23 protein-coding genes are annotated in these 23,403 nt (G+C 56.8%); 9 read left to right on the top strand and 14 right to left on the bottom strand.

The window, feature by feature from the left end:
- Positions 1 to 196 precede the first annotated feature (196 nt).
- Positions 197 to 538 (bottom strand): osmotically-inducible lipoprotein OsmE, encoded by a 342-nt coding sequence (gene osmE, locus OGX75_RS10320; protein ID WP_012132630.1) that lies wholly within the window; start codon positions 536 to 538, stop codon positions 197 to 199.
- 228 nt (positions 539 to 766) lie between these two features.
- Here osmE and nadE point away from each other — a divergent pair, with 228 nt between their 5' ends.
- Positions 767 to 1,597 carry an NAD(+) synthase gene (gene nadE, locus OGX75_RS10315; protein WP_049008582.1) on the top strand — a complete coding sequence of 277 codons (831 nt, stop codon included), beginning with the start codon at positions 767 to 769 and terminating at the stop codon, positions 1,595 to 1,597.
- A 98-nt stretch (positions 1,598 to 1,695) separates the two neighbouring features.
- Here nadE and ves read toward each other — a convergent pair whose 3' ends face one another.
- The 7 genes from ves to astC form a co-directional block, all read right to left on the bottom strand.
- Entirely contained in the window at positions 1,696 to 2,271 is a 576-nt protein-coding gene (gene ves, locus OGX75_RS10310; protein WP_047457383.1) for an environmental stress-induced protein Ves, read from the bottom strand.
- A gap of 172 nt (positions 2,272 to 2,443) precedes the next feature.
- Positions 2,444 to 2,932 carry an ATP-independent periplasmic protein-refolding chaperone Spy gene (gene spy, locus OGX75_RS10305; protein ID WP_047457387.1) on the bottom strand — a complete coding sequence of 163 codons (489 nt, stop codon included), beginning with the start codon at positions 2,930 to 2,932 and terminating at the stop codon, positions 2,444 to 2,446.
- Between the two features lie 324 nt (positions 2,933 to 3,256).
- Positions 3,257 to 4,225, bottom strand: a complete 969-nt coding sequence (gene astE, locus OGX75_RS10300; protein WP_104868733.1) for a succinylglutamate desuccinylase — start codon at positions 4,223 to 4,225, stop codon at positions 3,257 to 3,259.
- Positions 4,218 to 5,561: an N-succinylarginine dihydrolase gene (astB, locus tag OGX75_RS10295; RefSeq protein ID WP_198448238.1), complete on the bottom strand. Its 1,344-nt coding sequence runs from the start codon at positions 5,559 to 5,561 to the stop codon at positions 4,218 to 4,220. Before astB ends, astE begins: the two co-directional genes overlap by 8 nt.
- On the bottom strand, positions 5,558 to 7,036 hold the full coding sequence (gene astD, locus OGX75_RS10290; protein WP_286451584.1) for a succinylglutamate-semialdehyde dehydrogenase: 1,479 nt from the start codon (positions 7,034 to 7,036) through the stop codon (positions 5,558 to 5,560). Before astD ends, astB begins: the two co-directional genes overlap by 4 nt.
- Positions 7,033 to 8,067 (bottom strand): arginine N-succinyltransferase, encoded by a 1,035-nt coding sequence (gene astA, locus OGX75_RS10285; protein ID WP_012132639.1) that lies wholly within the window; start codon positions 8,065 to 8,067, stop codon positions 7,033 to 7,035. The genes astD and astA overlap by 4 nt, the downstream gene beginning before the upstream one ends.
- On the bottom strand, positions 8,064 to 9,284 hold the full coding sequence (gene astC, locus OGX75_RS10280; RefSeq protein ID WP_071258197.1) for a succinylornithine/acetylornithine transaminase: 1,221 nt from the start codon (positions 9,282 to 9,284) through the stop codon (positions 8,064 to 8,066). The genes astA and astC overlap by 4 nt, the downstream gene beginning before the upstream one ends.
- A 445-nt stretch (positions 9,285 to 9,729) precedes the next feature.
- Between astC and xthA the strand changes: the two genes are divergently transcribed.
- From xthA to OGX75_RS10250, 6 genes are all read left to right on the top strand, one after another.
- Entirely contained in the window at positions 9,730 to 10,536 is an 807-nt protein-coding gene (xthA, locus tag OGX75_RS10275; protein ID WP_012132643.1) for an exodeoxyribonuclease III, read from the top strand.
- Between the two features lie 9 nt (positions 10,537 to 10,545).
- Positions 10,546 to 11,220, top strand: coding sequence for a TVP38/TMEM64 family protein (locus OGX75_RS10270; RefSeq protein WP_502873185.1), 675 nt, complete (start codon positions 10,546 to 10,548; stop codon positions 11,218 to 11,220).
- A gap of 14 nt (positions 11,221 to 11,234) precedes the next feature.
- Positions 11,235 to 12,398: an ABC transporter substrate-binding protein gene (locus OGX75_RS10265; protein ID WP_286451585.1), complete on the top strand. Its 1,164-nt coding sequence runs from the start codon at positions 11,235 to 11,237 to the stop codon at positions 12,396 to 12,398.
- Complete coding sequence (locus OGX75_RS10260) at positions 12,371 to 13,906, top strand: ABC transporter permease family protein (protein ID WP_286451586.1); 1,536 nt, start codon at positions 12,371 to 12,373, stop codon at positions 13,904 to 13,906. The genes OGX75_RS10265 and OGX75_RS10260 overlap by 28 nt, the downstream gene beginning before the upstream one ends.
- Positions 13,906 to 14,538, top strand: a complete 633-nt coding sequence (locus OGX75_RS10255) for an ATP-binding cassette domain-containing protein (RefSeq protein WP_110494321.1) — start codon at positions 13,906 to 13,908, stop codon at positions 14,536 to 14,538. The genes OGX75_RS10260 and OGX75_RS10255 overlap by 1 nt, the downstream gene beginning before the upstream one ends.
- 87 nt (positions 14,539 to 14,625) lie before the next feature.
- The gene (locus OGX75_RS10250; protein ID WP_286451587.1) at positions 14,626 to 15,933 is read left to right on the top strand and encodes a sulfurtransferase; all 1,308 of its coding nucleotides are present in this window, start codon (positions 14,626 to 14,628) and stop codon (positions 15,931 to 15,933) included.
- 89 nt (positions 15,934 to 16,022) lie between these two features.
- On the opposite strand, the gene OGX75_RS10245 is transcribed toward OGX75_RS10250, so the two are convergent.
- Together OGX75_RS10245 and OGX75_RS10240 are read right to left on the bottom strand one after the other, a co-directional pair.
- Positions 16,023 to 16,658, bottom strand: coding sequence for a CDP-alcohol phosphatidyltransferase family protein (locus OGX75_RS10245; protein WP_286451588.1), 636 nt, complete (start codon positions 16,656 to 16,658; stop codon positions 16,023 to 16,025).
- A complete protein-coding gene (locus OGX75_RS10240; protein ID WP_024130391.1) occupies positions 16,651 to 17,220 on the bottom strand; it encodes a carboxymuconolactone decarboxylase family protein in 570 nt (189 codons plus the stop codon). Before OGX75_RS10240 ends, OGX75_RS10245 begins: the two co-directional genes overlap by 8 nt.
- A gap of 79 nt (positions 17,221 to 17,299) precedes the next feature.
- Between OGX75_RS10240 and OGX75_RS10235 the strand changes: the two genes are divergently transcribed.
- Positions 17,300 to 17,713: a pyrimidine (deoxy)nucleoside triphosphate diphosphatase gene (locus OGX75_RS10235; RefSeq protein ID WP_111925695.1), complete on the top strand. Its 414-nt coding sequence runs from the start codon at positions 17,300 to 17,302 to the stop codon at positions 17,711 to 17,713.
- Here OGX75_RS10235 and OGX75_RS10230 read toward each other — a convergent pair.
- Positions 17,673 to 17,915 (bottom strand): YnjH family protein, encoded by a 243-nt coding sequence (locus tag OGX75_RS10230; RefSeq protein ID WP_172773950.1) that lies wholly within the window; start codon positions 17,913 to 17,915, stop codon positions 17,673 to 17,675. The two genes, OGX75_RS10235 and OGX75_RS10230, sit on opposite strands and share 41 nt — an antisense overlap.
- Before the next feature lie 269 nt (positions 17,916 to 18,184).
- Between OGX75_RS10230 and gdhA the strand changes: the two genes are divergently transcribed.
- Positions 18,185 to 19,528, top strand: a complete 1,344-nt coding sequence (gene gdhA / locus OGX75_RS10225) for an NADP-specific glutamate dehydrogenase (RefSeq protein WP_130028428.1) — start codon at positions 18,185 to 18,187, stop codon at positions 19,526 to 19,528.
- 84 nt (positions 19,529 to 19,612) lie between these two features.
- Here the strand turns inward: gdhA and topB are convergent, their stop codons facing one another.
- From topB to OGX75_RS10210, 3 genes are all read right to left on the bottom strand, one after another.
- The gene (gene topB / locus OGX75_RS10220) at positions 19,613 to 21,556 is read right to left on the bottom strand and encodes a DNA topoisomerase III (RefSeq protein WP_286451589.1); all 1,944 of its coding nucleotides are present in this window, start codon (positions 21,554 to 21,556) and stop codon (positions 19,613 to 19,615) included.
- Between the two features lie 4 nt (positions 21,557 to 21,560).
- Positions 21,561 to 22,604: a selenide, water dikinase SelD gene (selD, locus tag OGX75_RS10215; RefSeq protein ID WP_024130393.1), complete on the bottom strand. Its 1,044-nt coding sequence runs from the start codon at positions 22,602 to 22,604 to the stop codon at positions 21,561 to 21,563.
- 160 nt (positions 22,605 to 22,764) lie between these two features.
- Positions 22,765 to 23,316: an NAD(P)H nitroreductase gene (locus tag OGX75_RS10210; RefSeq protein WP_012132658.1), complete on the bottom strand. Its 552-nt coding sequence runs from the start codon at positions 23,314 to 23,316 to the stop codon at positions 22,765 to 22,767.
- Positions 23,317 to 23,403: the final 87 nt, after the last annotated feature.

Here is a 23,403-nt window from a genome sequence, read left to right as displayed (position 1 = left end):
TGGCTGAAATGAGTATACGGGATAGAACTGGCGGATGGTATTTCTTTGACTAACAAAATTGTCTCTCATTGACCTGGTGTTATGACCCCTCTCACATTTCAGGCAAATATTTCGCGACAATAAATAAGATTATCCCAGGAACAAAAAAACCGGCACACAGGCCGGTTCATACATATGCTCAGGCAATATACAGTTGTTACTGCTTCGGAGCCTGCGGATCGGTGTCATACTCTGCACAGCTCTGGTAGCCGGAGTTAATCACATGGCCAGTATCATCCAGCGCGACAAAATAGGTTTCAGCTTTACCATCACGTTGACCCAGGATGTAGGTCTGGCAAGTACCGCGCGCGTGAATCATGCTCACTTCAGATGAAGGCTTACCGGCAATCTGCTCAACCTGCGACCGGCTCATCCCTTTTTTCACATCTTTTACTACAGGCTGGACAAATTGGTCTTTTGTACGATCGTACGCCGTACACCCTGCCAGCATAGTCATTACCGCCGCTGCACTCAGAATTCCTGCTATATTCTTGTTCATTTTCCGTCCTCTTGTTTATCAGCGTGTTATATAAGCCTGGAATACATCAGGGCTTTTTTCAAGCCCACAATCGATGCAACAAATCTTTCAGAAAATTCCAATTAAACAAAACGATGTCGTTTTAATGCCGTAAATTGCGCCACTCAGGCCGTGGAGTCTTGTCGTTTAGAGAGCAAAGCGTTAGCTTTAACGCAGTATATTTATTCTGAAAATCTTCGGAGGGGTTAAATGACGCTACAGCAAGAGATAATCCGGGCGCTTGGCGCAAAACCACACATTAATGCAGAAGAGGAAATTCGCCGCAGCGTAGATTTCCTGAAAGCGTACCTGAAAACATATCCCTTCCTGAAATCCCTGGTACTGGGTATCAGCGGAGGGCAGGATTCGACGCTGACGGGCAAATTGTGCCAGACCGCAATTACTGAACTGCGTGAAGAGACAGGGAACGACGCCCTGCAATTTATTGCCGTGCGTCTGCCATTCGGCGTGCAGGCCGACGAGCAGGATTGTCAGGATGCGATCGCGTTTATTCAGCCGGACAGAGTCCTGACCGTCAATATTAAAGGCGCCGTTCTGGCCAGCGAGCAGGCGTTGCGTGAAGCAGGCATTGAATTAAGCGATTTTGTTCGCGGCAACGAAAAAGCCCGCGAACGCATGAAGGCGCAGTACAGTATCGCCGGAATGACCAACGGTGTGGTGGTCGGCACCGATCATGCCGCCGAAGCGGTGACGGGCTTCTTCACTAAATATGGCGATGGCGGTACCGATATTAACCCGCTTTTCCGTCTGAACAAGCGCCAGGGAAAACAGCTGCTCGCCGCGTTGGGTTGCCCGGAACATTTATATAAGAAAGCGCCAACGGCGGATCTCGAAGACGATCGCCCTTCTCTGCCGGACGAAGCGGCGCTGGGCGTCACCTATGACAACATTGATGATTATCTGGAAGGGAAAACGCTGGATGCCAGCGTCGCGAAAATCATCGAAGGTTGGTATATCCGAACGGAACACAAGCGTCGCACACCCATTACGGTGTTTGACGATTTCTGGAAGAGATCATAATCGCCGGATGGCGACGTACCGTCTTATCCGGCCTACATCACTGTATAACGCCCGTAGGCCCGATAAGCGAAGCGCCATCGGGCGCTGTCCTGTTGCACTTACTGGACGGTGTCCGGCGTATAACCCGGCAACCACGTAATCTCGCTAAACAACAGCTGTCCTTCTGGCTTCAACAACCGTAACGTGTGTTTCCCGTCATGCCAGCAGGCGCCCTGATCGGCGGTCAGGAGCTTGTCTCCCAGTTGCCAGGCGCCGCTAATAACAAACACAACGCCACCGCGCGAACCAAAGGTCGTAAACGTGCGATCGGCAACCCTGACCTTCGCCTTACAGCGATCGCGTCGGGTCATGATATTGAGATCCATCGACATTTGCCCTTCCGACAGCGTGGCTTTCACGACGCTATCGCCTGCAAACGTGAACGGCTGATGTCGCTTGAGGGTATGGGTAAACGTATTCACGCCTTCCAGCATCACCTCTCCGCCTTCCAGTAACGTAATAACGCGCTCAACCCCAGGGAAAAGGGAAAACTCCCCGTTCCCGGCGATAGACGCAATACTGGCGCGCCAGTGAAAATCCCGCGTCGCCGGAGGAAAACAACAAATCTCGCGCGTTTCGCCCGCACCATTGCGCCAGAGGTTTACCGGCATTTTACGGATATCAAAGTATTCCATTATCACTCCCGAGAAGGACGCAGCGCCATAATATGGCACATTGTTGTTATCGGCAGCAGTGAAGATTTACCTTAACGAGAAGAAAAGAAAAACCGCCGATCCTGTCCACATCGAGAAGAGATGTTGTGAACAGGACCGGCGGTCTTGAATGCGTTAGCGTAACGCTGAGGGATTACTCAGCAGGTGGTGTTGGCATTTTACCTTCCGGCGCCGGACGTTCTGTCAGACGCTTCTCAAAATTGGCATTAAACTGTTTTTTCTGTTCCGGCGTCAGAATGTTGTAGATCTTATTCTGCGTTTCCATGTGCGCCAGCATATTGGCTTTGCGCTGTTCTTCCATCTTCGCAATCTGCGCTTCAGCTTTCGCCTTATCGAAGCTGTCGCTGGCGATGATATCGTGCATTGCGCGGCGCTCTTCCAGCGGCGGACGTTTCATCTGGTCACGCTGACCTTTCATAATGTCGCGGATTTGCTGTTTCTGCGCGTCGGTCAGGTTCAAATCTTTGAACATCATGTCATGATGCGGACCGAATTTGCCTTTGTGGTGCATCATCGGCTTCGCATCTGCCGGAGCAGCGGTAGTGGTATCAGCCGCGTGAGCCAGGTTCGCAGCGCCCAGCGCCAGGGTAGAGGCAACAAACAGTGCAGTTAATTTACGCATAATCTATGTCCTTCCTTTCAGTTATTCTTTCGGCGTAGCGCCGTGTTGACGAGATAAACTTTACCGCCTTAATCGTCAATTAGTCAGAGCAACGGTAAAACAATGAAAGTGTAAAAAACAATTTTTCGTCAATTATGAAGAAAAAAAGAATAAATCGAGGAGAGTTGCAATATTTTATTGCAAGCGGATGATTTTGCAGGAAATATGAAGAACTATACCTGACCGATGACTATTAATAAAGCAGTTTACCAGGATTAATCCGTAATAAATCGCGATAGCACACAAAAATAAGACCCTCAGACGTTCGCCTGAGGGGAGAAATAATTACGCGAGTTTTTCCAGCATCAGGCCAGCGCGTAAACCACAGGCCACATTAGGGTTAGGAAAGAGAACATATTCAACATCATGGGTAACGATCACCTGCTCATCGCCATCCTGCGCCAGTAGCGTTCCTTCTTTGAACGGCGTGAAATTCAGCGTCTGGTTATCCATACAGAGAACAAACGCATCGCTGCGGCGTGTAATTTGCGCCACCACGCGATAGCGAACCGGCCTCGTTCCCCCTTCCATCGGCTTTTCTCCCGCCAGCAACGTTGCCAGCGCCTGCGCGGTGGGGGTAAATTGCGTCAGATCGTTGTGCCCAAACGGCAGCGCTTTGCCCAGCTCCAGCGTGCAGGACAACGCGCCAAAATGCTCACAGCTAAAATGCGTAAAGGTGCCGCCCGGCGTTTGATGAAAAACCAGCGCCTCCAGCCCTGCCGCCCCCAGCCATGACAAAAAGTGTTCATCCCAGGGGATCGGCCGTTGCGGCAAAACGCCAAACCGAACGTGGCGGGAGCCGCGAATCGCAGTATGCAGATCGAGATGCCAGCGTATCCGCGTTTTGCGGCGGGAATAAAAATCCTCCAGCAGTTGTTCCAGCTCGCGGGCGCGCAGCGTTTCCCCGCTCTCCTCGAACATCTGCCAGCGCCCGCCGAACATACGGTTCATATCGCTATGGCAATAGCGTACCCCCTCGGCCAGCGCCGGAGGATTCCCCAGAATCACCAGCAATCGCCAGCGCAGGGGGATTTTCCCTTCAAACAGCGCCGAAAGGAGTGCGTCCAGCATTTCCACAGGCGCCGTTTCATTGCCGTGGATGCCCGCAGAGAGTACCAGAGCGCGGTCAACCTCAACGGCAGGCGTAAGTTCAAGCACACCAGGCATCTGCCAGCGCCAGTGAAAGCTCTCCGTTTCCCCTTGCGTAATATCGGGGGATATTCCTGCCAGCGTCTGCGCCAGAAAGTTATCCATTCCCTGCGCCCTCCTGCTGGAAGGGATACACCGATCCCAGGTTAAGCAGTTGCGTCAGCGTATCAAGCGCCTCCCGCCCTTCACGCAGCAATTGCGGATCGGCCAGATCGGCGGCGGTGAGGCGGTCGCGATAATAACGATCCACCCAGTCATTGAGCGTGCTGAACAGGGTATCGTTCATCATCACCGCCGGATTCACCGCCCGCAGCTCATCCTCGGTCAATACCACGCGCAAGCGTAAACAGGCCGGGCCGCCGCCGTTCGCCATACTTTCGCGCAGGTCGAACACGCGCAGATCGCTGATGGGGTTATCAGCCGCCAGCAACGCGTTCAGATACCGCCACACACCGGCATGTTCCCGGCACTCCTGCGGCAGAACCAGCACCATCGAGCCGTCATCGCGGCTTAAAAGCTGACTATTAAACAGGTACGTGGCGACGGCATCCTGCACAGAAACCTCCCGGGCAGGCACCTCAAGCGGCATAAATCCCGCCACGCGCGACCGGAGCTGGCGCATCAGCTCGCCCTGCTTTGCGAACGCCTGTTCATGGCAGAACAGCACCTGGCGGTTCGACACCGCAATCACATCATTGTGGAACACGCCGAGATCGATAACGTCTGGATTCTGCCGGGCAAAGATAACCTGATGCGGATTCACCTGGTTAAGACGCGCCACCGCTTCACTGGCCTCGCGGGTTTGCCGCGCCGGATAGCGCACCGGACGCGTATCGACGCCCTCTTCACGCCCATAGACAAACAGCTGAATCCCCGGCACGCCATAATCACCGCCGAGCCGGTTATGGTTGGCAGCGCCTTCATCCCCCAGCAGCGCCACCTGCGGCAGCGCGTCGTGCACTGCGAAAAACTGCGCGTCGCGGAAGATGGCCCGCAACAAAGACGCCGTGGTCGGCGCCTCCAGCGCGCGGTGAAATTTGTTGTTCAGGTTCGCCACCGTCAGATGCACTTTGCCGTCAAGCGCGTCCGCTGAAGGACATACCGTCGCCGCATTCGCCACCCACATCGGCGAAGCGGAGCTGACGCTGGAGAGCCAGTGAGGTGCCTGGCGCGCCACCTTCTCCAGCACCTGCTCGTCCTGCCCGCTAAAACCTAGCTGACGAAGCACGGGAATAAACGGCCGCTCGTGCGGGGGGATGACCGCCTGAGGGAATCCCGCATCCGCCAGCGCTTTCATCTTGAGTAAGCCCTGCTTCGCCGCCAGGCGGGGATTCGACACCTGAAAGCGGTGCTGTATCGACGCCTCATTACCAAAGGACAGCCCGGCATAGTGGTGGGTTAACCCCACCAGACCGTCAAAATTCACTTCATGCGCTTTCATACCGGTTCCTCGCGAGAGAAGTCCAGCCCCGGACTGAGCGAATCGGGCAGTACAAGCGTCGGCGATTCTAGGCTCGCCATCGGCCAGGCGCAATAATCTGCTGCATACCAGGCGCTGGGGCGATGGTTCCCCGACGCGCCAACGCCACCAAACGGCGCCGTGCTGGCCGCTCCGGTCAGCGGTTTGTTCCAGTTAACAATACCCGCACGCGCCTCCAGCAGTAGCTGGTCGAACTGCTTACGATCGGGAGACACCAGCCCGCACGACAAACCGAAGCGGGTGTTATTCGCCATACGAATGGCTTCATCAAAGCGCTCATAGCGCCAGACGCTCAGTAACGGGCCAAACACTTCGTCATCCGGGACCTGCTTCACGCCGGTCATTTCGATAATGCCCGGCGTTAACAAGGACGTTCCCACTTTCAGCATACGTGGGGCCAGCAGCGTTCGTCCACCCATCGCCTCAAGACGCTGCCAGGCCTCATACACATGACGCGCAGCCGGTTCGGAAATCAGCCCGCCGATGAACGGCTGCGGTTCATCATCCCACTCACCCGGCGTTAAACGCTGACTCACCTCCAGCAGGCGCGCCAGAAACGCGTCGCCCTGTTCCCCGCGTGTCACCAGCAAACGGCGGGCGCAGGTGCAGCGCTGTCCGGCGGTGACAAACGCCGACTGAATCGTGAGGTGTACCGCCGCATCAATGTCCTCTGGATTCTCAATGATGAGCGGGTTATTCCCTCCCATTTCCAGCGCCAGGATTTTTTCCGGTTGCCCGGATAACTGACGGTGCAACTGATATCCCGTATTCGCGCTGCCGGTAAAGAGCAGGCCGTCAAGCGCGTCCAGCGCGCTGAGCGCCTGTCCCGTTTCGCGCCCTCCTTGCACCAGGTTGAGTACGCCAGGCGGCAACCCCGCCTGTTGCCACAGTTTCATCACCGCTTCGCCAGTCCACGGCGTCAGCTCGCTCGGTTTAAAAATCAGGGTATTTCCGGCCAACAGCGCCGGAACGATATGGCCGTTGGGTAAATGGCCGGGAAAATTGTATGGGCCAAACACCGCCAGCACGCCATGCGGACGATGGCGCAATGTCGCCGCCCCGTCCGGCAATTCGCTTTGTTGTTCTCCCGTCCGGGCATGGTATGCCTTCACCGAGATAGCGATTTTATTGATCATCGCCGTCACTTCCGTCGCCGCTTCCCAGCGAGGCTTCCCGGTTTCTCGCGCAATAATTGCCGTCAACTCCGCTTTATGAACCTCCAGCAAGGCGGAAAATTTTTCCACAATGGCCTGTCGCGCGGCGAAAGGCAGCCTGGCCCAGGCCGGAAACGCTGCACGCGCCGCACGCCCTGCCTCAGCGACCTGTGTCGCATCCGCGTCGCTGCCCTGCCAGAGCACTTCGCCATTCACCGGATTCGTTTTGACCCGGCGCTCCCCCTGACCAGTTACCCAGTCGCCATTTATCCATAAAGTCATGCGGTTTTCTCCTCAGCGCAAAGACGTACCAGACGAACGCGATCTCCCGCGTGGCATTTGAGCGCATCAAGTTGCGCCGCAGTCAGCACCAGACGTTGCGTATCCGGGTCGGTGCGAATCAGCATGGCGCGAAAGTGATGATAATTTTCATTGGCGACCAGACACGCCGGAAACTCGCCCGGCGCGGGCTGGCCTTCCACCACGTCCAGCAGGCGGCTTTTACGGATTGCCCGAACCCGATCAATGTCGCACTCCAGCGTCGGGCCGCCGTCGAAAATGTCGATATAGTTGCGGTAGCGGAAACCTTCTTTCTCCAGTACCGTTCTGGCCGGCGCCGTTTGCGGATGTACTTCGCCAATCACCGCCTGCGCTTCTTCCGATAAGAAATGGGTGTAAATAGGGTGCTTCGGCATCAGTTCAGCAATAAACGCCTTCTGCCCGGTGCCGCATAAATAGTCTGCCCGGCTGAATTCCATGGAAAAAAAGCGTTCTCCCAGGCTTTCCCAGAACGGCGAGTAGCCGTGTTCGTCGATCACCCCGCGCATTTCCGCCACAACCTTTTCATTAAATTTGTCGCGAAACGCCGCCATAAACATAAAGCGTGATTTAGAGAGCAAATAGCCGTTGCCCTCTTTGCGCCAGTCGGGGTCAAGGAACAGCGTGCACAGTTCGCTGCTCCCGGTGTGATCGTTACTGAGAAACAGCGTCGGCAGCGCGTTATAGACATTCAGCTCTTTAGAAGCATGCACCAGCGTGCCAACGCGATAGTTGTACCAGGGATCGTTCAACCCCACGGCCACCTCAATCGCACAAATTCCCGCAACGCTTCCCGTATCGCTGTCCTCCAGCACGAACACGTAACCCTGTTCGCTTTTCGGCAGTTCGCCACGCCACGTTTTTAGCGCACGCTCAATACGCGACGTCAGCGTCGCTTCATCTGCTGGCAGAGAGGTCAGGCCGCCGCCGGTTTTACTGGCAAGCTGCATTAACGCACTGACATCACGTCGTTCGACGGGGCGGATCACCATCATGACGAACCTCCTGCTTTGATGCGTTCACAGGCCAGCGCAAAGCGATCCAGCCCGGTTGCCACTTCCTCTTTGCTGACGTTTAACGCAGGTGCGAAACGCACCACGTTAGCGCCCGCAATCAGCACCATCACCCCGGCTTTTGCGGCTTCCTGTGAAATAAGTTTAGCTTTTCCGGCAAACTCAGCCTCCAGAACACAGCCAATAAGCAGCCCCAGTCCACGAATTTCACTGAACAATCCGAAGCGTTCATTTATGGCGTTCAGGCGTTCGACAAACCAGTCATGGCGTTGCTTAACGCCGTTCAGCATTTCCGGCGTATTGACGATTTCCAGCAGCTTTCCCGCCACCGCAGAAGCCAGCGGGTTGCCGCCGTAGGTGGTTCCGTGAGTGCCTACCGTCATCACGCTGGCGCATTTTTCAGTGGCCAACAGCGCCCCGATGGGGAAACCGCCGCCCAGCGCTTTAGCAGTAGTGAGCAGATCGGGGGTGACGCCATAATGCATGTAGGCATACAGCTCGCCGGTACGCCCAACCCCCGTCTGTACTTCATCAAAAATCAGCAAGGCATTGTGTCGGTCGCACAATTCGCGCAGCCCCTGTAAGAATGCTTTCGTGGCCGGGAGCACGCCCCCTTCGCCCTGCATGGGCTCCACGATCACCGCGCATGTTGTGTCATCAATCAGTTCGCTGGCCGCGTTGAGATCGTTATACACGGCATGGCGGATATCCGGCGGCAGCGGAGCGAAATCCTGTGAATACGCGGGCTGCCCGCCTGCGCTGACGGTAAACAGCGTGCGGCCATGAAAGGCATTTTTGAATGCCACAATCCCGCTTTTATGCGTGCCAAAACGATCGTGCGCATACTTACGCGCCAGTTTTAGCGCCGCTTCGTTGGCCTCCGCGCCGGAGTTACAGAAGAAGACGCGTTCAGCAAAGGTGGCGTCAATCAGCATCTTCGCCAGTCGCAGCACCGGCTCGTTGGTGTAGCCATTTCCGGTATGCCAGAATTTGCTCGCCTGCTCATTCAGCGCCTCGCGTAAAGCCGGGTGCGCATGGCCGAGCGCATTCACCGCAATTCCCCCGGCGAAGTCGATATACTCTTTCCCCTGCTGATCCCACAGGCGTGAGCCTTCTCCACGAACCGGAATAAAAGGTGCCGGGGCATAGACCGGCATCATCCATTCATCAAAATTTTCACGCGTAATTGACAGAGACATAGCGACCTCTTTCGGTAAATAAAAAGTTATTTATATGTTAATAAAATGAGTGTTTGCGCTGTAAATGTAGATTGCACTGTTCGTGCCAGCCAGAGGAAAAAATGCATAAACCGGTTTTGGAAACGAAAAATCAACGGGTTACAACCCGCCGGTATTCACTATTGCTGCATAAAAAGTGAATATATTTGCGAAGAAAAGAACAAATAAGAGGAAAAATCGAAATATTATTCAGTCGCCAAATATAATTCTGGAATTGTGATCGTAGACGAAATTTATCGGAAATTATTGCATCGTTATGACGCACTCCGCCCTGAAACAGTGCAGTTTTTGCTCCATCGTTAAGGCCATTGGCAGTTATCGTTTGATTCGCGCGACAAGTGGCAGTCAGCCCGTCTAATTTCTGCTACCATCCTTGCACTATTCACCTTGCAAAGTGGCAGCGACTATGAAATTTGTCTCTTTTAATATCAACGGCCTGCGCGCCCGTCCTCATCAACTGTCAGCCATTGTCGACAAGCACCAGCCTGACGTGATCGGCTTGCAGGAGACAAAAGTTCACGACGATATGTTCCCTCTCGAAGAGGTAGCAAAGCTCGGCTATAACGTCTTCTATCACGGACAGAAAGGCCATTACGGCGTCGCGCTACTGACCAAAGAGACGCCTGTTTCTGTGCGCCGTGGTTTTCCCGACGACGGCGAAGAGGCGCAGCGCCGTATCATCATGGCGGAAATCCCGTCGCCGCTGGGCAGTATCACCGTCATTAACGGTTATTTCCCGCAGGGCGAAAGCCGTGACCACCCGCTGAAATTTCCGGCAAAAGCGCAGTTTTATCAGAACCTGCAAAACTACCTGGACAACGAACTGAAACGCGACAATCCGGTGCTGATCATGGGGGATATGAATATCAGCCCAACCGATCTGGACATCGGCATTGGCGAAGAGAACCGCAAACGCTGGCTGCGTACCGGTAAGTGCTCCTTCCTGCCGGAAGAGCGCGAGTGGATGGATCGCCTGATTAACTGGGGGCTGGTGGATACCTTCCGTCACGCGCACCCGGAAACGGTCGATAAATTTTCATGGTTTGATTACCGCTCAAAAGGTTTTGACGACAACCGGGGGCTGCGCATCGACCTGCTGCTGGCGAGCAATCCGCTGGCCGAACACTGCGTTGAAACCGGCATTGACTATGAAATCCGCAGCATGGAAAAACCGTCCGACCATGCGCCCGTCTGGGCAAAATTCCGGGTCTGATAAACACAGGTGAACGCGAAAAAACGACTGCTCTCAGGTTTTTTAATCATCTGTATCGCCGGGGTGGTGTGGGCTTTGCCTCCCGGTTTTATCTCCCTTGATACCCTGAAACGCTATCACACGATGCTGGCGGCCTGGCAGCAACAGTCGCCATTCCTGAGCGCCGGTCTCTATTTTCTGGTCTATACGCTGGTGGCGGCCTTATCGATTCCCGGCGCTGCGCTGCTGACGCTGCTCGGCGGCGCGCTATTCGGACTCTGGCAAGGAACGCTGCTGGTCTCCTTCGCGTCAACCCTCGGCGCTACGCTCGCCATGCTGGCCAGCCGCTACCTGCTGCGGGAGTGGATCTCCCGCCGGTTCGCACGCCAGATGCAAACCGTAGATCATGGCATGGCGCGCGACGGTGCCTTTTATCTGTTTGCGCTGCGCGTAATGCCGCTGTTTCCCTTTGTTCTCGTTAATTTACTCGCCGGGTTGACGTCAATCCGCGTACGTCAATACTGGTGGATCAGTCAGGCGGGCATGTTTCCGGCAACGGTGATTTATCTCAACGCCGGACGCCAGCTCAGCCAGTTGACATCAATACGCGACATCATTTCCCCCGGTATGCTGGCGGCCTTTGCCCTGCTGGGGCTGTTACCGCTGGCCTCCCGTTGGCTGGTTAAGCGTTTTTTACGATCCTAATTTCAGGAGCGATCATGCGTCGTACTCTATTACTGGCGGGTCTACTGTTGACGGGCCATGTGCAAGCCGTCGAAAACTGGCAGGCGGTGAAAGATGAAGCCAAAGGTCAGACCGTCTGGTTTAACGCCTGGGGCGGCGACAATGCCGTTAATCAGTATCTCGACTGGGTCAGCGGCGAGATGAAAACGCATTACGCCATTAACCTCAGGATTGTCCGGCTTGCGGATGCCGCCGATGCCGTGAAACGCATTCAGACTGAGTCCGCCGCCGGGCGTAAAACCGATGGTTCCGTCGATCTGCTGTGGGTAAATGGCGAGAACTTCCGCACGCTGAAAGAAGCCGGACTGCTGCAAACCCACTGGGCGGAGACGCTGCCAAACTGGCGCTATGTCGATACGCGCAAACCGGTACGCGAGGATTTTTCCATGCCAACGCAAGGGGCGGAGTCACCCTGGGGCGGCGCGCAGTTAACCTTCATTGCTAACCGGGATATTACGCCGCAGCCGCCGCAAAGCCCGCAGGCGCTACTCGCTTTTGCGAAAGCCCATCCCGGTACTGTCACCTATCCACGGCCGCCGGATTTTACCGGGACGGCGTTTCTGGAACAGCTGTTACTGGCGTTAACCCCTCAACCGGATGCGCTCAAGGTCGCGCCGGATGACGCGACGTTCGATTCCGTCACCGCGCCGCTATGGGCATACCTCGATGCGCTGCATCCCAGCCTGTGGCGGAAGGGAAAAGACTTCCCTCCCTCTCCCGCCCGGATGGACGCGCTGCTGCAAGCCGGTTCGCTGCGCCTGTCTCTGACGTTTAATCCTGCTCATGCGCAGCAAAAGATTGCCAGCGGCGAACTGCCCAAAACCAGCTACAGTTTCGGTTTTTCACAAGGCATGATTGGCAACGTGCATTTTGTCACGATCCCGGCGAACGCCCGCGCCAGCGCTGCCGCAAAGGTGGTTGCCAATTTCCTGCTCTCTCCCGACGCGCAGTTGCGCAAAGCCGATCCGGCGTTCTGGGGCGATCCTTCCGTGCTTGACCCGCATAAGCTGCCCGCCGGGCAGCGGGAAGCGTTACGGTCGCGCATTCCTGACGGGTTGCCGCCTACGCTGGCGGAACCGCATTCCGCATGGGTGAACGCGCTGGAACAGGCATGGCTACGCCGCTACGGTACGCAGTAACCCTGCTGGTCTGGGGCGTGATGGCGGTCATCTGGCTGCCGCTGGTTCCTGCCGCATTCACGCTTATCACGCCCGCGCTCTCCGCTACGCACTGGCTGGCGCTGTTTAGCGATCCGCAACTCCCGCAGGCGCTGTGGGCAACGCTGGTCTCCGTCACCCTGGCGGCAACCGGCGCGCTGGCTATTGCGCTGACGATCGTCGTCGCGTTGTGGCCTGGCGCAAAATGGGCGCGTCTTTGCGCCCGCCTCCCCTGGCTACTGGCCATTCCTCATGTGGCCTTTGCCGCCAGCGCCCTGCTGCTTTTTGCCGAAGGCGGGATGCTTTATCGCCTTTTCCCCTCGCTCACGCCGCAGATGGATCGCTATGGCATCGGGCTTGGGCTCACGCTGGCCGTCAAAGAGAGCGCCTTTCTGCTCTGGGTCCTGTCGGCATTATTAAGTGAAAAACAGCTTTCGCAGCAGGTCATCGTGCTGGATACCCTGGGCTACAGCCGTCTGCAATGCCTGAGCTGGCTGCTGTTACCCGCCGTTGCGCCTGGATTAGGCGCGGTAATGCTGGCGATTGTCGCCTGGTCATTATCGACAGTGGATGTCGCGATGATTCTGGGGCCGGGCAATCCACCTACGCTGGCAGTGTTAAGCTGGCAATGGCTGAGCCAGGGCGACGCCGACCAACAGGCCAAAGGCGCTCTCGCCAGTTTACTGCTCGTGGCGTTGCTTATGCTGTTTGCCCTGTTCGGCTATCTCATCTGGCGGGGGTGGCAACGCACCCTTCCTGCCATCAACGGTTTTCGCCGCCAGCGCTTATCAGGCAGAAGCGGAAAAACGCTGGCGCTGACGCTGCCGTTAAGCGGCATGCTGTGCGTGGCGCTGCTGGCTTATATGGCTGAACCCGCGTCGGTGAACCACGAAGCGCTGGCGAACAGCCTGCAAATGGGGCTGGCGTCCGCCGTGCTGGGGTTGATGACGCTGTTCTTATGGCTGGAATGGGGGCCGCAAACCGGGCACCGCTGGGTCTGGCTGCCAATATTGCTGCCTGCGCTGCCGTTGGTCGCCGGGCAATACACTCTGGCGCTGCTCGCCGGGCAAGACGGCCAGTACGCTACCGTTATCTGGGGACACCTGCTGTGGGTTATCCCGTGGATGTTATTCGTCCTCAAACCCGCCTGGCAGCGCATTGACCCACGGCTGGTGCTGATCGCGCAAACGCTGGGCTGGACGCGGGCTCGTATCTTCTGGCGCATCAAGTGCCCACTTTTACTGCGCCCCGCATTGTTTGCCTTCGCGGTCGGCTTTTCCGTCAGCATCGTCCAATATATGCCGACACTCTGGCTGGGCGCCGGACGCTATCCTACGCTCACCACAGAAGCCGTGGCGCTCAGCAGCGGCGGCAGTACCACAATTCTTGCGTCGCAGGCGCTATGGCAACTGCTGTTACCCCTGCTGGTTTTCGCGCTGACGGCGCTATGTTCACGCGTCATTGGCCACTATCGTCAAGGACTCCGCTAATGCTCATCGTTCAACATCTCACGCTGCGCCAGGGCAATCACCGCTTATTGAATCAGGTCGCCTTTCAGGTCAAAAAAGGTGACATTGTCACGTTGATGGGGCCTTCCGGTAGCGGAAAGTCTTCGCTGTTTTCGTGGATGGTCGGCGCACTGCCGTCTCAGTTTCAGGCCTCCGGCGAGCTTTGGCTCAACGAACGACGCATCGATACGCTCCCCACCGCGCAACGTCAAATCGGTATTTTGTTTCAGGATGCCCTGCTGTTTGACCATTTCAGCGTCGGACAGAACTTACTGCTGGCGCTGCCTGCCGCGATAAAAGGGGCGGCCAGACAAACGGAAGTGCGACATGCTCTTGAGCGCGCCGGGCTGGACGGGTTCAGCCACCGCGATCCGGCGTCATTGTCCGGCGGCCAGCGCGCCAGGGTGGCCCTGCTTCGCGCGTTACTGGCGCAACCGCAGGCATTACTGCTGGATGAGCCGTTCAGCCGACTGGACGCCGGGCGCCGCGACGCCTTCCGCCGGTGGGTCTTTGCCGAAGTACGGCAACAAAATATTCCGGTGGTACAGGTGACGCACGATATCCAGGATGTTCCTCCCGGCGGCACGGTGCTCCAGATGGAGGCGTGGGCGTGAATATGCCGACAAACTGCGTTAACGCAAAGTTTTTCCCTGCCAGCCAGCAGAGAATGGCGCCCTCTTATTTTAACGTCGGGCTATTCGATGAAACGTGTTTCTCAAATGACCGCGCTGGCACTGGCTTCAGGACTCGCCTGCGCTTCCTCCTGGGCTGCTGATATGGCGCAGTCGCTTACCTTCAGCCAGCTACAGCAAAAACAGGGCGCCGCAATTGATACGCGCCAGAGCGCTTTTTACAACGGCTGGCCGCAAACCCTTAATGGCCCTTCCGGTCACGAACCTTCCGCACTGAATCTGTCAGCCTCCTGGCTCGATAAAATGAGCGACGAGCAGCTCGCCGCCTGGCTGCAACGGCATCAGCTCAGGAAAGACGCCCCGCTGGCGCTGTATGGCAATGACAGTGGCGTACAGGCGGTGAAATCACGTTTACAGAAGGCAGGCTTCAGCCAGATTGCTACGCTGAGCGATGCACTGACCGATCCTTCCCGACTGCAAAAGCTCCCTCACTTCGAGCAATTAGCATACCCACAGTGGTTGCATGCCCTTCAACAAAACCAGCCGGTTACGGCTAAACCGGCGGGAGACTGGAAGGTGATTGAAGCAGGCTGGGGCGCGCCGAAATATTATCTGCTCAGCCACATTCCCGGCGCCGGATACATCGACACCAATGAGGTGGAAAGCGAACCGCTGTGGAATAAAGTCTCTGACGCGCAGTTGAAAGCGATGCTGGCGAAACACGGTATTCGCCATGACACGACGGTTATTCTGTATGGCCGCGACGTGTACGCTGCGGCGCGCGTTGCGCAGATTATGCTCTATGCGGGCGTGAAGGACGTTCGTCTGCTCGACGGCGGCTGGCAAACCTGGTCCGATGCGGGTCTGCCGGTTGAACGCGGCATGCCGGCTGACGTGAAGCCGGAACCCGACTTTGGCGTGGCGATCCCGGCACAGCCGCAGTTAATGCTGGATATGGAACAGGCCCGCGCCCTGCTGCACCGTCAGGACGCATCGCTGGTCAGCATCCGTTCCTGGCCGGAATTTATCGGCACCACCAGCGGATACAGCTATATCAAGCCAAAAGGCGAAATTGCCGGCGCGCGCTGGGGACATGCGGGCAGCGATTCCACGCATATGGAGGATTTCCATAACCCGGACGGCACCATGCGCAGCGCAGAGGATATCGCCGCCATGTGGAAGCAGTGGGATATTCTGCCGGATCAGCACGTTGCCTTCTATTGCGGCACCGGCTGGCGCGCCTCCGAAACGTTTATGTACGCGCGGGCGATGGGCTGGAAAAACGTCGCCGTGTATGACGGCGGTTGGTACGAATGGAGCAGCGATCCGAAAAATCCAGTGTCCACCGGCGAGCGCGGCCCGGACAGCAGTAAGTAGTCGTAATGCGCCTGATGGCGCTGCGCTTATCAGGCCTACGGGAAAGCGTCGTGCCATACTGATGCCTGATAGCGCTACGCTTATCAGGCCTACAGGGAGGTTCTTTTTCCAGGCCGGATAACCTTCAGCGTCAGGTATCCACTCCAGACCCTTGTCAGGGTGGTCATCCAGCATAACGCGCCAAATACCCACGCCAGAACGGGAAAATAGCGCGGAAACAGGCAGCTCAGAACAAAAAGCAATATCGTCTCGGTGCCTTCGGTCAACCCGCCCAGATAGTAAAACGATTTGTGCGCATAGCCCGGATTATCAATCTGATGCTTCGCCGCCAGCGCCGCAAACGCCAGAAAACTGCTGCCCGTACCGATAAACGCAAACAGCAGCCAGCCCCCTGCCAGCGCGTTTTGTTCCGGTACGGCCAGGATAAAGCCAAACGGAACCAGCGCGTAAAACAGAAAGTCGAGGGTGATATCAAGAAATCCCCCCGCATCGGTTAACCCTCTGCGCCGCGCCAGCGCGCCATCCAGCCCGTCGAACAGGCGATTCAGCACAATGGCCGCCAGCGCGGCCAGATACCAGCCCAACGCCAGAAACGGCAGCGCCAGCACGCCAATGGCAAATCCGAACAGCGTCAGGCCGTCCGGGGTGATCGCCGGTTTATCGAGATACGCGGCACAGCGGTGCAGGAGCGGTTTAACCCGTGGGTGCAGATGCCTATCAAACATGTGGCGCCCCTTTCAATGCGTCACACAGCCCTTGCGAAGGAATATCCAGCGCGGCATTAAAACGCGCCGACAGGTTCTGAAAGGCGATCAGCGCCGTCATTTCGGTAATCGCGTCGTCAGTAAAATAGCGTTTCATCATCGCCTTGAGCGCCTCATCAACCTGCGGCGGCGTGGCGGTCACGGCCTCGGCATAAGCCAGTGCGACACGCTCCTCCTCGCTGAATAGCGTGGACGATTGCCACCCGGCAACGGCCTGTACTTTATCCAGCGCCCCACACCGTTCGGCCAGACGTAAACTGTTGGCATCCACACAGAAGGCGCAATGGCACACCTGCGAAACGCGCGTCATCAACAACGCGCGCATCACCGGCGTTAACCGCGCGCGCTTACGTTCCAGAAACCCGACAAACAGCGCCACCAGCCAGAACAGAAACGGCATTCGCCCCCACCAGCGCGTGGGGTGCAGAACGTCGCCGTAATGTTTTTTCTGCGTAGCGACGAGAGGTTTCAGACTGGAAGGGATATGGGTCAATGGGCTAACCCAGGGTTGTGGATCGTTCAACGCTTGCTCCTGAAGACTTTAGGTCACGCAAAGATAAGGATAGTATGTCACTTTCCGTTGTTGAACCTTGATGAATATGATGAAAACCATTGATGTCGTCGCCGCAATCATTGAGCGTGACGACAAAATATTGCTGGCTCAACGCCCGGAACACGCCGATCAGCCGGGTATGTGGGAGTTTGCCGGAGGCAAAGTGGAGTCCAGTGAGACACAGCCTCAGGCGTTGATTCGCGAACTGCGTGAAGAGTTGGGTATTGAGGCGGTTGTCGGGCGCTATATCGCCAGCCATCAGCGCGAAGTCTCTGGCCGGCTGATCCATCTGCACGCCTGGCACGTCCCGGCGTTTACCGGCGCCGTCACCGCGCATTATCACCAGAACATGATCTGGTGTTCGCCAAAAGAGGCGCTGCGTTACCCGCTTGCGCCTGCGGACATTCCGCTGTTAGAGGCGTTTATGGCTTTACGCGACGCCAGACCAACGGATTCGTACTGAGCGTTTTTTCGTCGCGCTGGCATTGCAGCAGCACGCCTTCGGCTTTAATCACCGCCCCTTCCGAATAGTTTTGATCCTGGTAGACGCAGCACTGATTGCAGGGCTGCGCACGCTGCCCGCTGGAGCTGAACACTTCGGGCGGGACGTTAACCTCCACATCCGGGCGATAATGCTGATTCGCCAGCGCGGCAAAAGAGACCATCGCCGCTGCTGCCGCGATAAATAAACGATGCATAGCGTTTCCTTGTTATGAAGCCTACCTTCAGTATAACGGTCGTAAGCGACTGAAACTTTAGCCACTCCATCCATCGCTTTTTATTATGACGCGCGCGCCGTTATTAATTTCCCTGGCACGCCATTTTTTTTTCTTGCTTACCGTCACACTGCTGGTGGTATAGTCAAAAACTGCATAAACACGAAACTCAACATTATAAATATAACCATATCAATACATAAGAGGTTCTTATATCTATGGATCAGACATGTTCTCTGGAGTCGTTTCTAAACCATGTTCAACAGCGTGACCCCAATCAGACCGAGTTCGCGCAGGCCGTTCGTGAAGTAATGACCACGTTGTGGCCTTTCCTTGAGCAAAATCCTCGTTATCGTCAGATGTCATTGCTGGAACGTTTGGTTGAGCCAGAACGCGTGATCCAGTTCCGCGTGGTGTGGGTGGACGATCGTAACCAGGTGCAGGTTAACCGTGCCTGGCGCGTACAGTTTAATTCCGCCATCGGCCCGTATAAGGGCGGGATGCGTTTTCATCCTTCCGTTAACCTCTCAATACTGAAATTCCTCGGCTTTGAGCAGACGTTTAAAAATGCGCTGACCACGCTGCCGATGGGCGGCGGTAAAGGCGGCAGCGATTTCGATCCTAAAGGCAAGAGCGAAGGCGAAGTGATGCGTTTCTGTCAGGCGCTGATGACGGAGCTCTATCGCCATTTAGGGCCAGACACTGACGTACCTGCTGGCGATATCGGCGTGGGCGGACGTGAAGTGGGCTTTATGGCCGGTATGATGCGTAAGCTCTCCAACAACAGCGCCTGCGTGTTCACCGGGAAAGGCCTCTCGTTTGGCGGTAGCCTGATTCGCCCGGAAGCCACCGGTTATGGCCTGGTGTACTTTACCGAAGCGATGCTCAAACGCCACGGTCTGGGTTTTGAGGGTATGCGTGTGGCGGTGTCCGGTTCCGGCAACGTGGCGCAGTACGCTATCGAGAAAGCAATGGCGTTCGGCGCTCGTGTGGTGACGGCTTCGGACTCCAGCGGCACCGTCGTGGATGAGAGCGGCTTCACCGAAGAAAAACTGGCGCGCCTGTGCGAAATCAAAGCCAGCCGTGACGGGCGCGTGGCGGACTACGCCCGCGAGTTTGGCCTGCCCTATATGGAAGGCAAACAGCCGTGGTCAGTGCCGGTTGATATCGCCCTGCCGTGCGCAACGCAGAACGAACTCGACGTGGACGCCGCGCGCGTGCTGATCGCCAACGGCGTGAAAGCGGTGGCGGAAGGCGCCAATATGCCAACCACCATTGAAGCCACCGATCTGTTCCTCGAAGCTGGCGTGCTGTTCGCGCCGGGTAAAGCGGCCAACGCAGGCGGCGTGGCGACCTCCGGTCTGGAGATGGCGCAGAACGCCGCGCGAATGAGCTGGAAAGCCGAGAAAGTGGATGCGCGTCTGCACCACATCATGCTGGATATTCATCATGCCTGCGTGGAATACGGCGGCGAAAACAAACATACCAACTATGTTCGCGGGGCGAATATCGCAGGCTTCGTCAAAGTGGCCGACGCGATGCTGGGCCAGGGCGTGATTTAATTTTCCGTGGCATGTAGGCCTGATAAGCGCAGCGCCATCAGGCATTACCGGATGACAGCGCAAATGCCTTATCCGGCCTGTGCGTTATACGCTCGCCTCTTCTGACGGCGGGCTTTTTTTCGCCGCTCGCTTACGAGGCGCGCTCTTTTTCTTCTCGCCGCCACCGCCTGGCGCAACAATGCCCCGGAATTGACGTACCGGCGTGCGTTTAGCCTGATCGATCAACTGAAACAGCGTGCCGACCAGCGGCTGCATAAAATCCTGATAGCGGCACTGCTTTTCACTGATTTGCGTCAGGACAGACTCCCAGTGCGCCGTCATATCCGGTCGGGCAGCCATCTCCGGTAACGAGTGAATCAGGGCTTTCCCGGCATCCGTTGAATGAATGTAACGCCCTTTCTTGGTCAGGAATCCGCGCCTGAACAGCAGTTCGATAATGCCCGCGCGCGTCGCTTCGGTTCCCAGCCCGTCGGTCGCTCGCAGGATCTTTTTCAGATCTTTATCCTGCACGAAACGGGCAATCCCGGTCATGGCGGACAGCAGCGTAGCATCGGTAAAATGGCGTGGCGGCTGGGTCTGACGCTCAACGACCTCGCCCTTTTCGCACAGCAGTTCGTCGTCTTTCGCCACCACCGGTAACGGCGTACCGTCGTTCTCTTCGTCACGCTCTTTATTGCCCAACAGCGTTCGCCATCCGGCCTCCGCCAGAAAACGCGCTTTGGCGACGAATTTCCCCTTCGCAATCTCCAGTTCAATGACGCATTTGCGAAATACCGCGTCCGGGCAGAATTGCATCAGGTACTGGCGTGCGATCAGGTTGTACACCTTCGCTTCATTGTCGCTGAGGGAAATTGATGAACTGCGCGCAGTCGGGATGATCGCGTGGTGAGCGTCAACTTTTTTATCATCCCAGCAGCGGTTTCGCGTGTCCGGGTCAACCACCGGCTGCGGCAACAAATCCGCAGCATGCGCGCCAATGGCGTTCATCACCGCATGGCGTCCGGCAAAATGTTCTTCCGGCAGATAGCGGCAGTCGGAACGCGGATAGGTAATTAATTTGTGGGTTTCGTACAACTTCTGGCAGATATCAAGCACGTTCTGCGCGCTCAGGCCAAAGCGTTTCGCCGCTTCAATCTGCAACGCCGACAGCGAAAACGGCAGCGGGGCAGATTCTGATTCCCGTTTATCGTTATAGCTGGTGACGATCGCGGGCTGACCGTTAATACGATTCACCACATGCTCCGCCAGCGGACGATGCAGCAAACGCCCCTCTTCATCCTGATACGGTTCGCACGCTTCACTGGGTTGCCAGATGGCGGTAAACCGCTCCTCAGCTGGCGTGACGATATGTGCTTTCACTTCAAAGAAATCTTTGGCGACGAAGTTCTCGATCTCTTCATCGCGGCGAACCACCAGCCCGAGAACCGGTGTCTGAACACGCCCTACCGAGAGCACGCCCTGGTAGCCCGCGTTGCGCCCGAGAAGGGTATACGCGCGGGTCATGTTAATGCCATACAGCCAGTCGGCGCGCGCACGCGCCAGCGCGGAGACGCACAGCGGCACAAATTCGCTGTTGGCGCGCAGCCGGAAAATCGCACGCTCCACCGCCTGCGGGTTAAGATCGTTGATCAGGCAACGCTGCACCTGCTGGCGTTTTTCCGGGGACAGTTGCAGATAATCCAGCACCTCGTCCACCAGCAGTTGCCCTTCGCGATCCGGGTCTCCCGCGTGAATCACTTCGCTTGCGTCATGTAAAAAGCGCTTAATGACATTGAGCTGCTTCGTCACGGAAGGACGCGGCTGGAGCTGCCACTTTTCCGGCACAATCGGCAGATCGGCCAGATTCCAGCGCGCATAACGACCGTCATACGCGTCCGGCTGCGCCTGTTCAAGCAGATGGCCGATGCACCAGGTCACCACCTGTCCATTCCCGCATTCGATAAAGCCGTCGCCTTTGCGGTGCGGCTTTGGCAGCACATCCGCAATGGCGCGGCCCAGACTCGGCTTTTCGGCAATAAACAACCGCATCGAATTAACGGATCTCTACCATGGCGCGACCGCCACGGGCGTCAACCAGTTCACCAATCGCCGTCAGTTCAATACCAAACTCCGCCGCGGTGACTTTCACTTCCTCTACCGCTTCCGGCGTCACCGCCAGCAGCAGGCCGCCAGACGTTTGCGGATCGCACAGCAGATCACGCACCTCGCGCGGCATGTCGCCCATCAGATGACCGTAGCTGGCGAAATTACGCTCCGTCCCCCCCGGCACTGCGCCAAGTTTAATGTACTCTTCGACGCCCGGCAGTTTTGGAATGTCCTGATAGCAGATCCGCGCCTGCACGCCTGCGCCCTGGCACATTTCGCTGAGGTGCCCCAGCAGACCAAAACCGGTCACGTCGGTCATTGCTTTCACGCCGTCGATATGGGCAAACGACGCCCCCGCAATGTTCATCCGGCACATCACTTCTGTCGCCAGCCCCTGATGTTCCGGCTTGAGCAGTGATTTTTTCTCGGCGGTGGTCAACACGCCAATGCCCAGCGGCTTGGTGAGGAACAGTTTGCATCCGGCCTGCGCGGTGCTGTTTTTCTTCACGCGCTCGGTCGGCACCACGCCGGTGACAGCCAGACCGAAGATGGGCTCAGGCGCGTCGATAGAGTGCCCGCCCGCCAGCGCAATACCCGCCTGACGACAGGCAAAACGCCCGCCTTCGGTGACTTCCCGGGCAATTTCCGGCGACAGTTTGTTGATGGGCCAGCCCAGAATGGCGATCGCCATAATCGGTTTGCCGCCCATCGCGAAGATATCGCTGATGGCGTTGGTCGCCGCAATACGGCCAAAATCAAACGGATTATCGACAATCGGCATAAAGAAGTCGGTGGTGCTGATGATACTGGTGCCATTACCCAGGTCGTATACCGCCGCGTCATCGCGGGTTTCATTGCCCACAAGCAGGTTCGGGTCGACAAACTTCGCCTGCTCGCTGTGCAGGATGGTTTCCAACACTTTAGGGGAAATTTTACAACCGCAACCGGCTCCGTGGCTGTATTGCGTTAAACGAATAGCGTGCTCGCTCATGGACATCTCCTGTCATTGCAATCGGGCTATGGTAGCGCTCATTCCATGACGTGGTAAGAGAGAGTGTCTGAATTCCGGCGTCTTTGCTCATAATCCAGACAGTTTTGCCGAATAATCGGCAGGCGCTCATCGAAAAAGCCGCCTGCCGGGGCCATGACGCTTAGAAATACGTCACGAAAGGCGTCGGGTCCGGCACGCTGATGGTCGTTGACGCTTTCAGCTGCGGCGTGCCCAGATAGAGGAAGCCCACAATTTTATCCTGTGCGCGACAGCCGAACGCCTCGCGAACCACCGGGCTTTCGGTTAACGCGCCGCTGCGCCAGATGCCGTTGAAGCCTTGCGCAATCGCCGCCATCTGCATCGCCATAACCGCACATCCTGCTGACATCTCCTGCTCCCACAGCGGCACTTTGTGGTTCTCCTCGCATTTCGCCACCACCGTGATGATCAGCGGCGCGCGAAATGGCGCGGTGCGCGCTTTCTCTATCGCTTTCTCATCGCCTTCCGCCGCAATGGCGCCCTGCTCCAGAACAGCGCTGAAGCGCTCACGCCCCTCACCTTCAATCACAAAAAAACGCCAGGGTTGCAGGGATTTGTGATCGGGTACGCGCATGCCCGCGCGCAGAATATTTTGTAACTGTTCACCCGCAGGCGCGGGTTCGGCCAGACGAGAGGCGCTACGACGGTTTACAAGTAATTCGAGTGCGTCCATTTGGTTAACTCCAGCAATGATATTTATTCACAAAATTAACACGAGAGGGGATTTAGTTACAGCACAGGCAGTGATTCCTGCTGACAA

Source organism: Citrobacter sp. CK199 (genome assembly GCF_030333285.1).
In the GTDB taxonomy this organism is placed as follows: domain Bacteria; phylum Pseudomonadota; class Gammaproteobacteria; order Enterobacterales; family Enterobacteriaceae; genus Citrobacter_B; species Citrobacter_B koseri.
The sequence above is the reverse complement of the archived record's forward strand: the minus strand, read 5'-3'. Positions and strand labels throughout refer to the sequence as shown.

Bases quoted from the DNA above. Each gene is read 5' to 3' on its own strand.
- selD (WP_024130393.1), bottom strand. From the start codon at position 22,604: ATGAGCGAGCACGCTATTCGTTTAACGCAATACAGCCACGGAGCCGGT.
- astC (WP_071258197.1), bottom strand. From the start codon at position 9,284: ATGTCTCTGTCAATTACGCGTGAAAATTTTGATGAATGGATGATGCCG.
- OGX75_RS10255 (WP_110494321.1), top strand. From the start codon at position 13,906: ATGCTCATCGTTCAACATCTCACGCTGCGCCAGGGCAATCACCGCTTA.
- astA (WP_012132639.1), bottom strand. From the start codon at position 8,067: ATGATGGTGATCCGCCCCGTCGAACGACGTGATGTCAGTGCGTTAATG.
- astE (WP_104868733.1), bottom strand. From the start codon at position 4,225: ATGGATAACTTTCTGGCGCAGACGCTGGCAGGAATATCCCCCGATATT.
- osmE (WP_012132630.1), bottom strand. From the start codon at position 538: ATGAACAAGAATATAGCAGGAATTCTGAGTGCAGCGGCGGTAATGACT.
- astB (WP_198448238.1), bottom strand. From the start codon at position 5,561: ATGAAAGCGCATGAAGTGAATTTTGACGGTCTGGTGGGGTTAACCCAC.
- OGX75_RS10245 (WP_286451588.1), bottom strand. From the start codon at position 16,658: ATGTTTGATAGGCATCTGCACCCACGGGTTAAACCGCTCCTGCACCGC.
- OGX75_RS10265 (WP_286451585.1), top strand. From the start codon at position 11,235: ATGCGTCGTACTCTATTACTGGCGGGTCTACTGTTGACGGGCCATGTG.
- OGX75_RS10210 (WP_012132658.1), bottom strand. From the start codon at position 23,316: ATGGACGCACTCGAATTACTTGTAAACCGTCGTAGCGCCTCTCGTCTG.
- OGX75_RS10230 (WP_172773950.1), bottom strand. From the start codon at position 17,915: ATGGTCTCTTTTGCCGCGCTGGCGAATCAGCATTATCGCCCGGATGTG.
- OGX75_RS10250 (WP_286451587.1), top strand. From the start codon at position 14,626: ATGAAACGTGTTTCTCAAATGACCGCGCTGGCACTGGCTTCAGGACTC.
- gdhA (WP_130028428.1), top strand. From the start codon at position 18,185: ATGGATCAGACATGTTCTCTGGAGTCGTTTCTAAACCATGTTCAACAG.
- topB (WP_286451589.1), bottom strand. From the start codon at position 21,556: ATGCGGTTGTTTATTGCCGAAAAGCCGAGTCTGGGCCGCGCCATTGCG.
- xthA (WP_012132643.1), top strand. From the start codon at position 9,730: ATGAAATTTGTCTCTTTTAATATCAACGGCCTGCGCGCCCGTCCTCAT.
- ves (WP_047457383.1), bottom strand. From the start codon at position 2,271: ATGGAATACTTTGATATCCGTAAAATGCCGGTAAACCTCTGGCGCAAT.
- nadE (WP_049008582.1), top strand. From the start codon at position 767: ATGACGCTACAGCAAGAGATAATCCGGGCGCTTGGCGCAAAACCACAC.
- OGX75_RS10235 (WP_111925695.1), top strand. From the start codon at position 17,300: ATGAAAACCATTGATGTCGTCGCCGCAATCATTGAGCGTGACGACAAA.
- spy (WP_047457387.1), bottom strand. From the start codon at position 2,932: ATGCGTAAATTAACTGCACTGTTTGTTGCCTCTACCCTGGCGCTGGGC.
- astD (WP_286451584.1), bottom strand. From the start codon at position 7,036: ATGACTTTATGGATAAATGGCGACTGGGTAACTGGTCAGGGGGAGCGC.
- OGX75_RS10260 (WP_286451586.1), top strand. From the start codon at position 12,371: ATGGCTACGCCGCTACGGTACGCAGTAACCCTGCTGGTCTGGGGCGTG.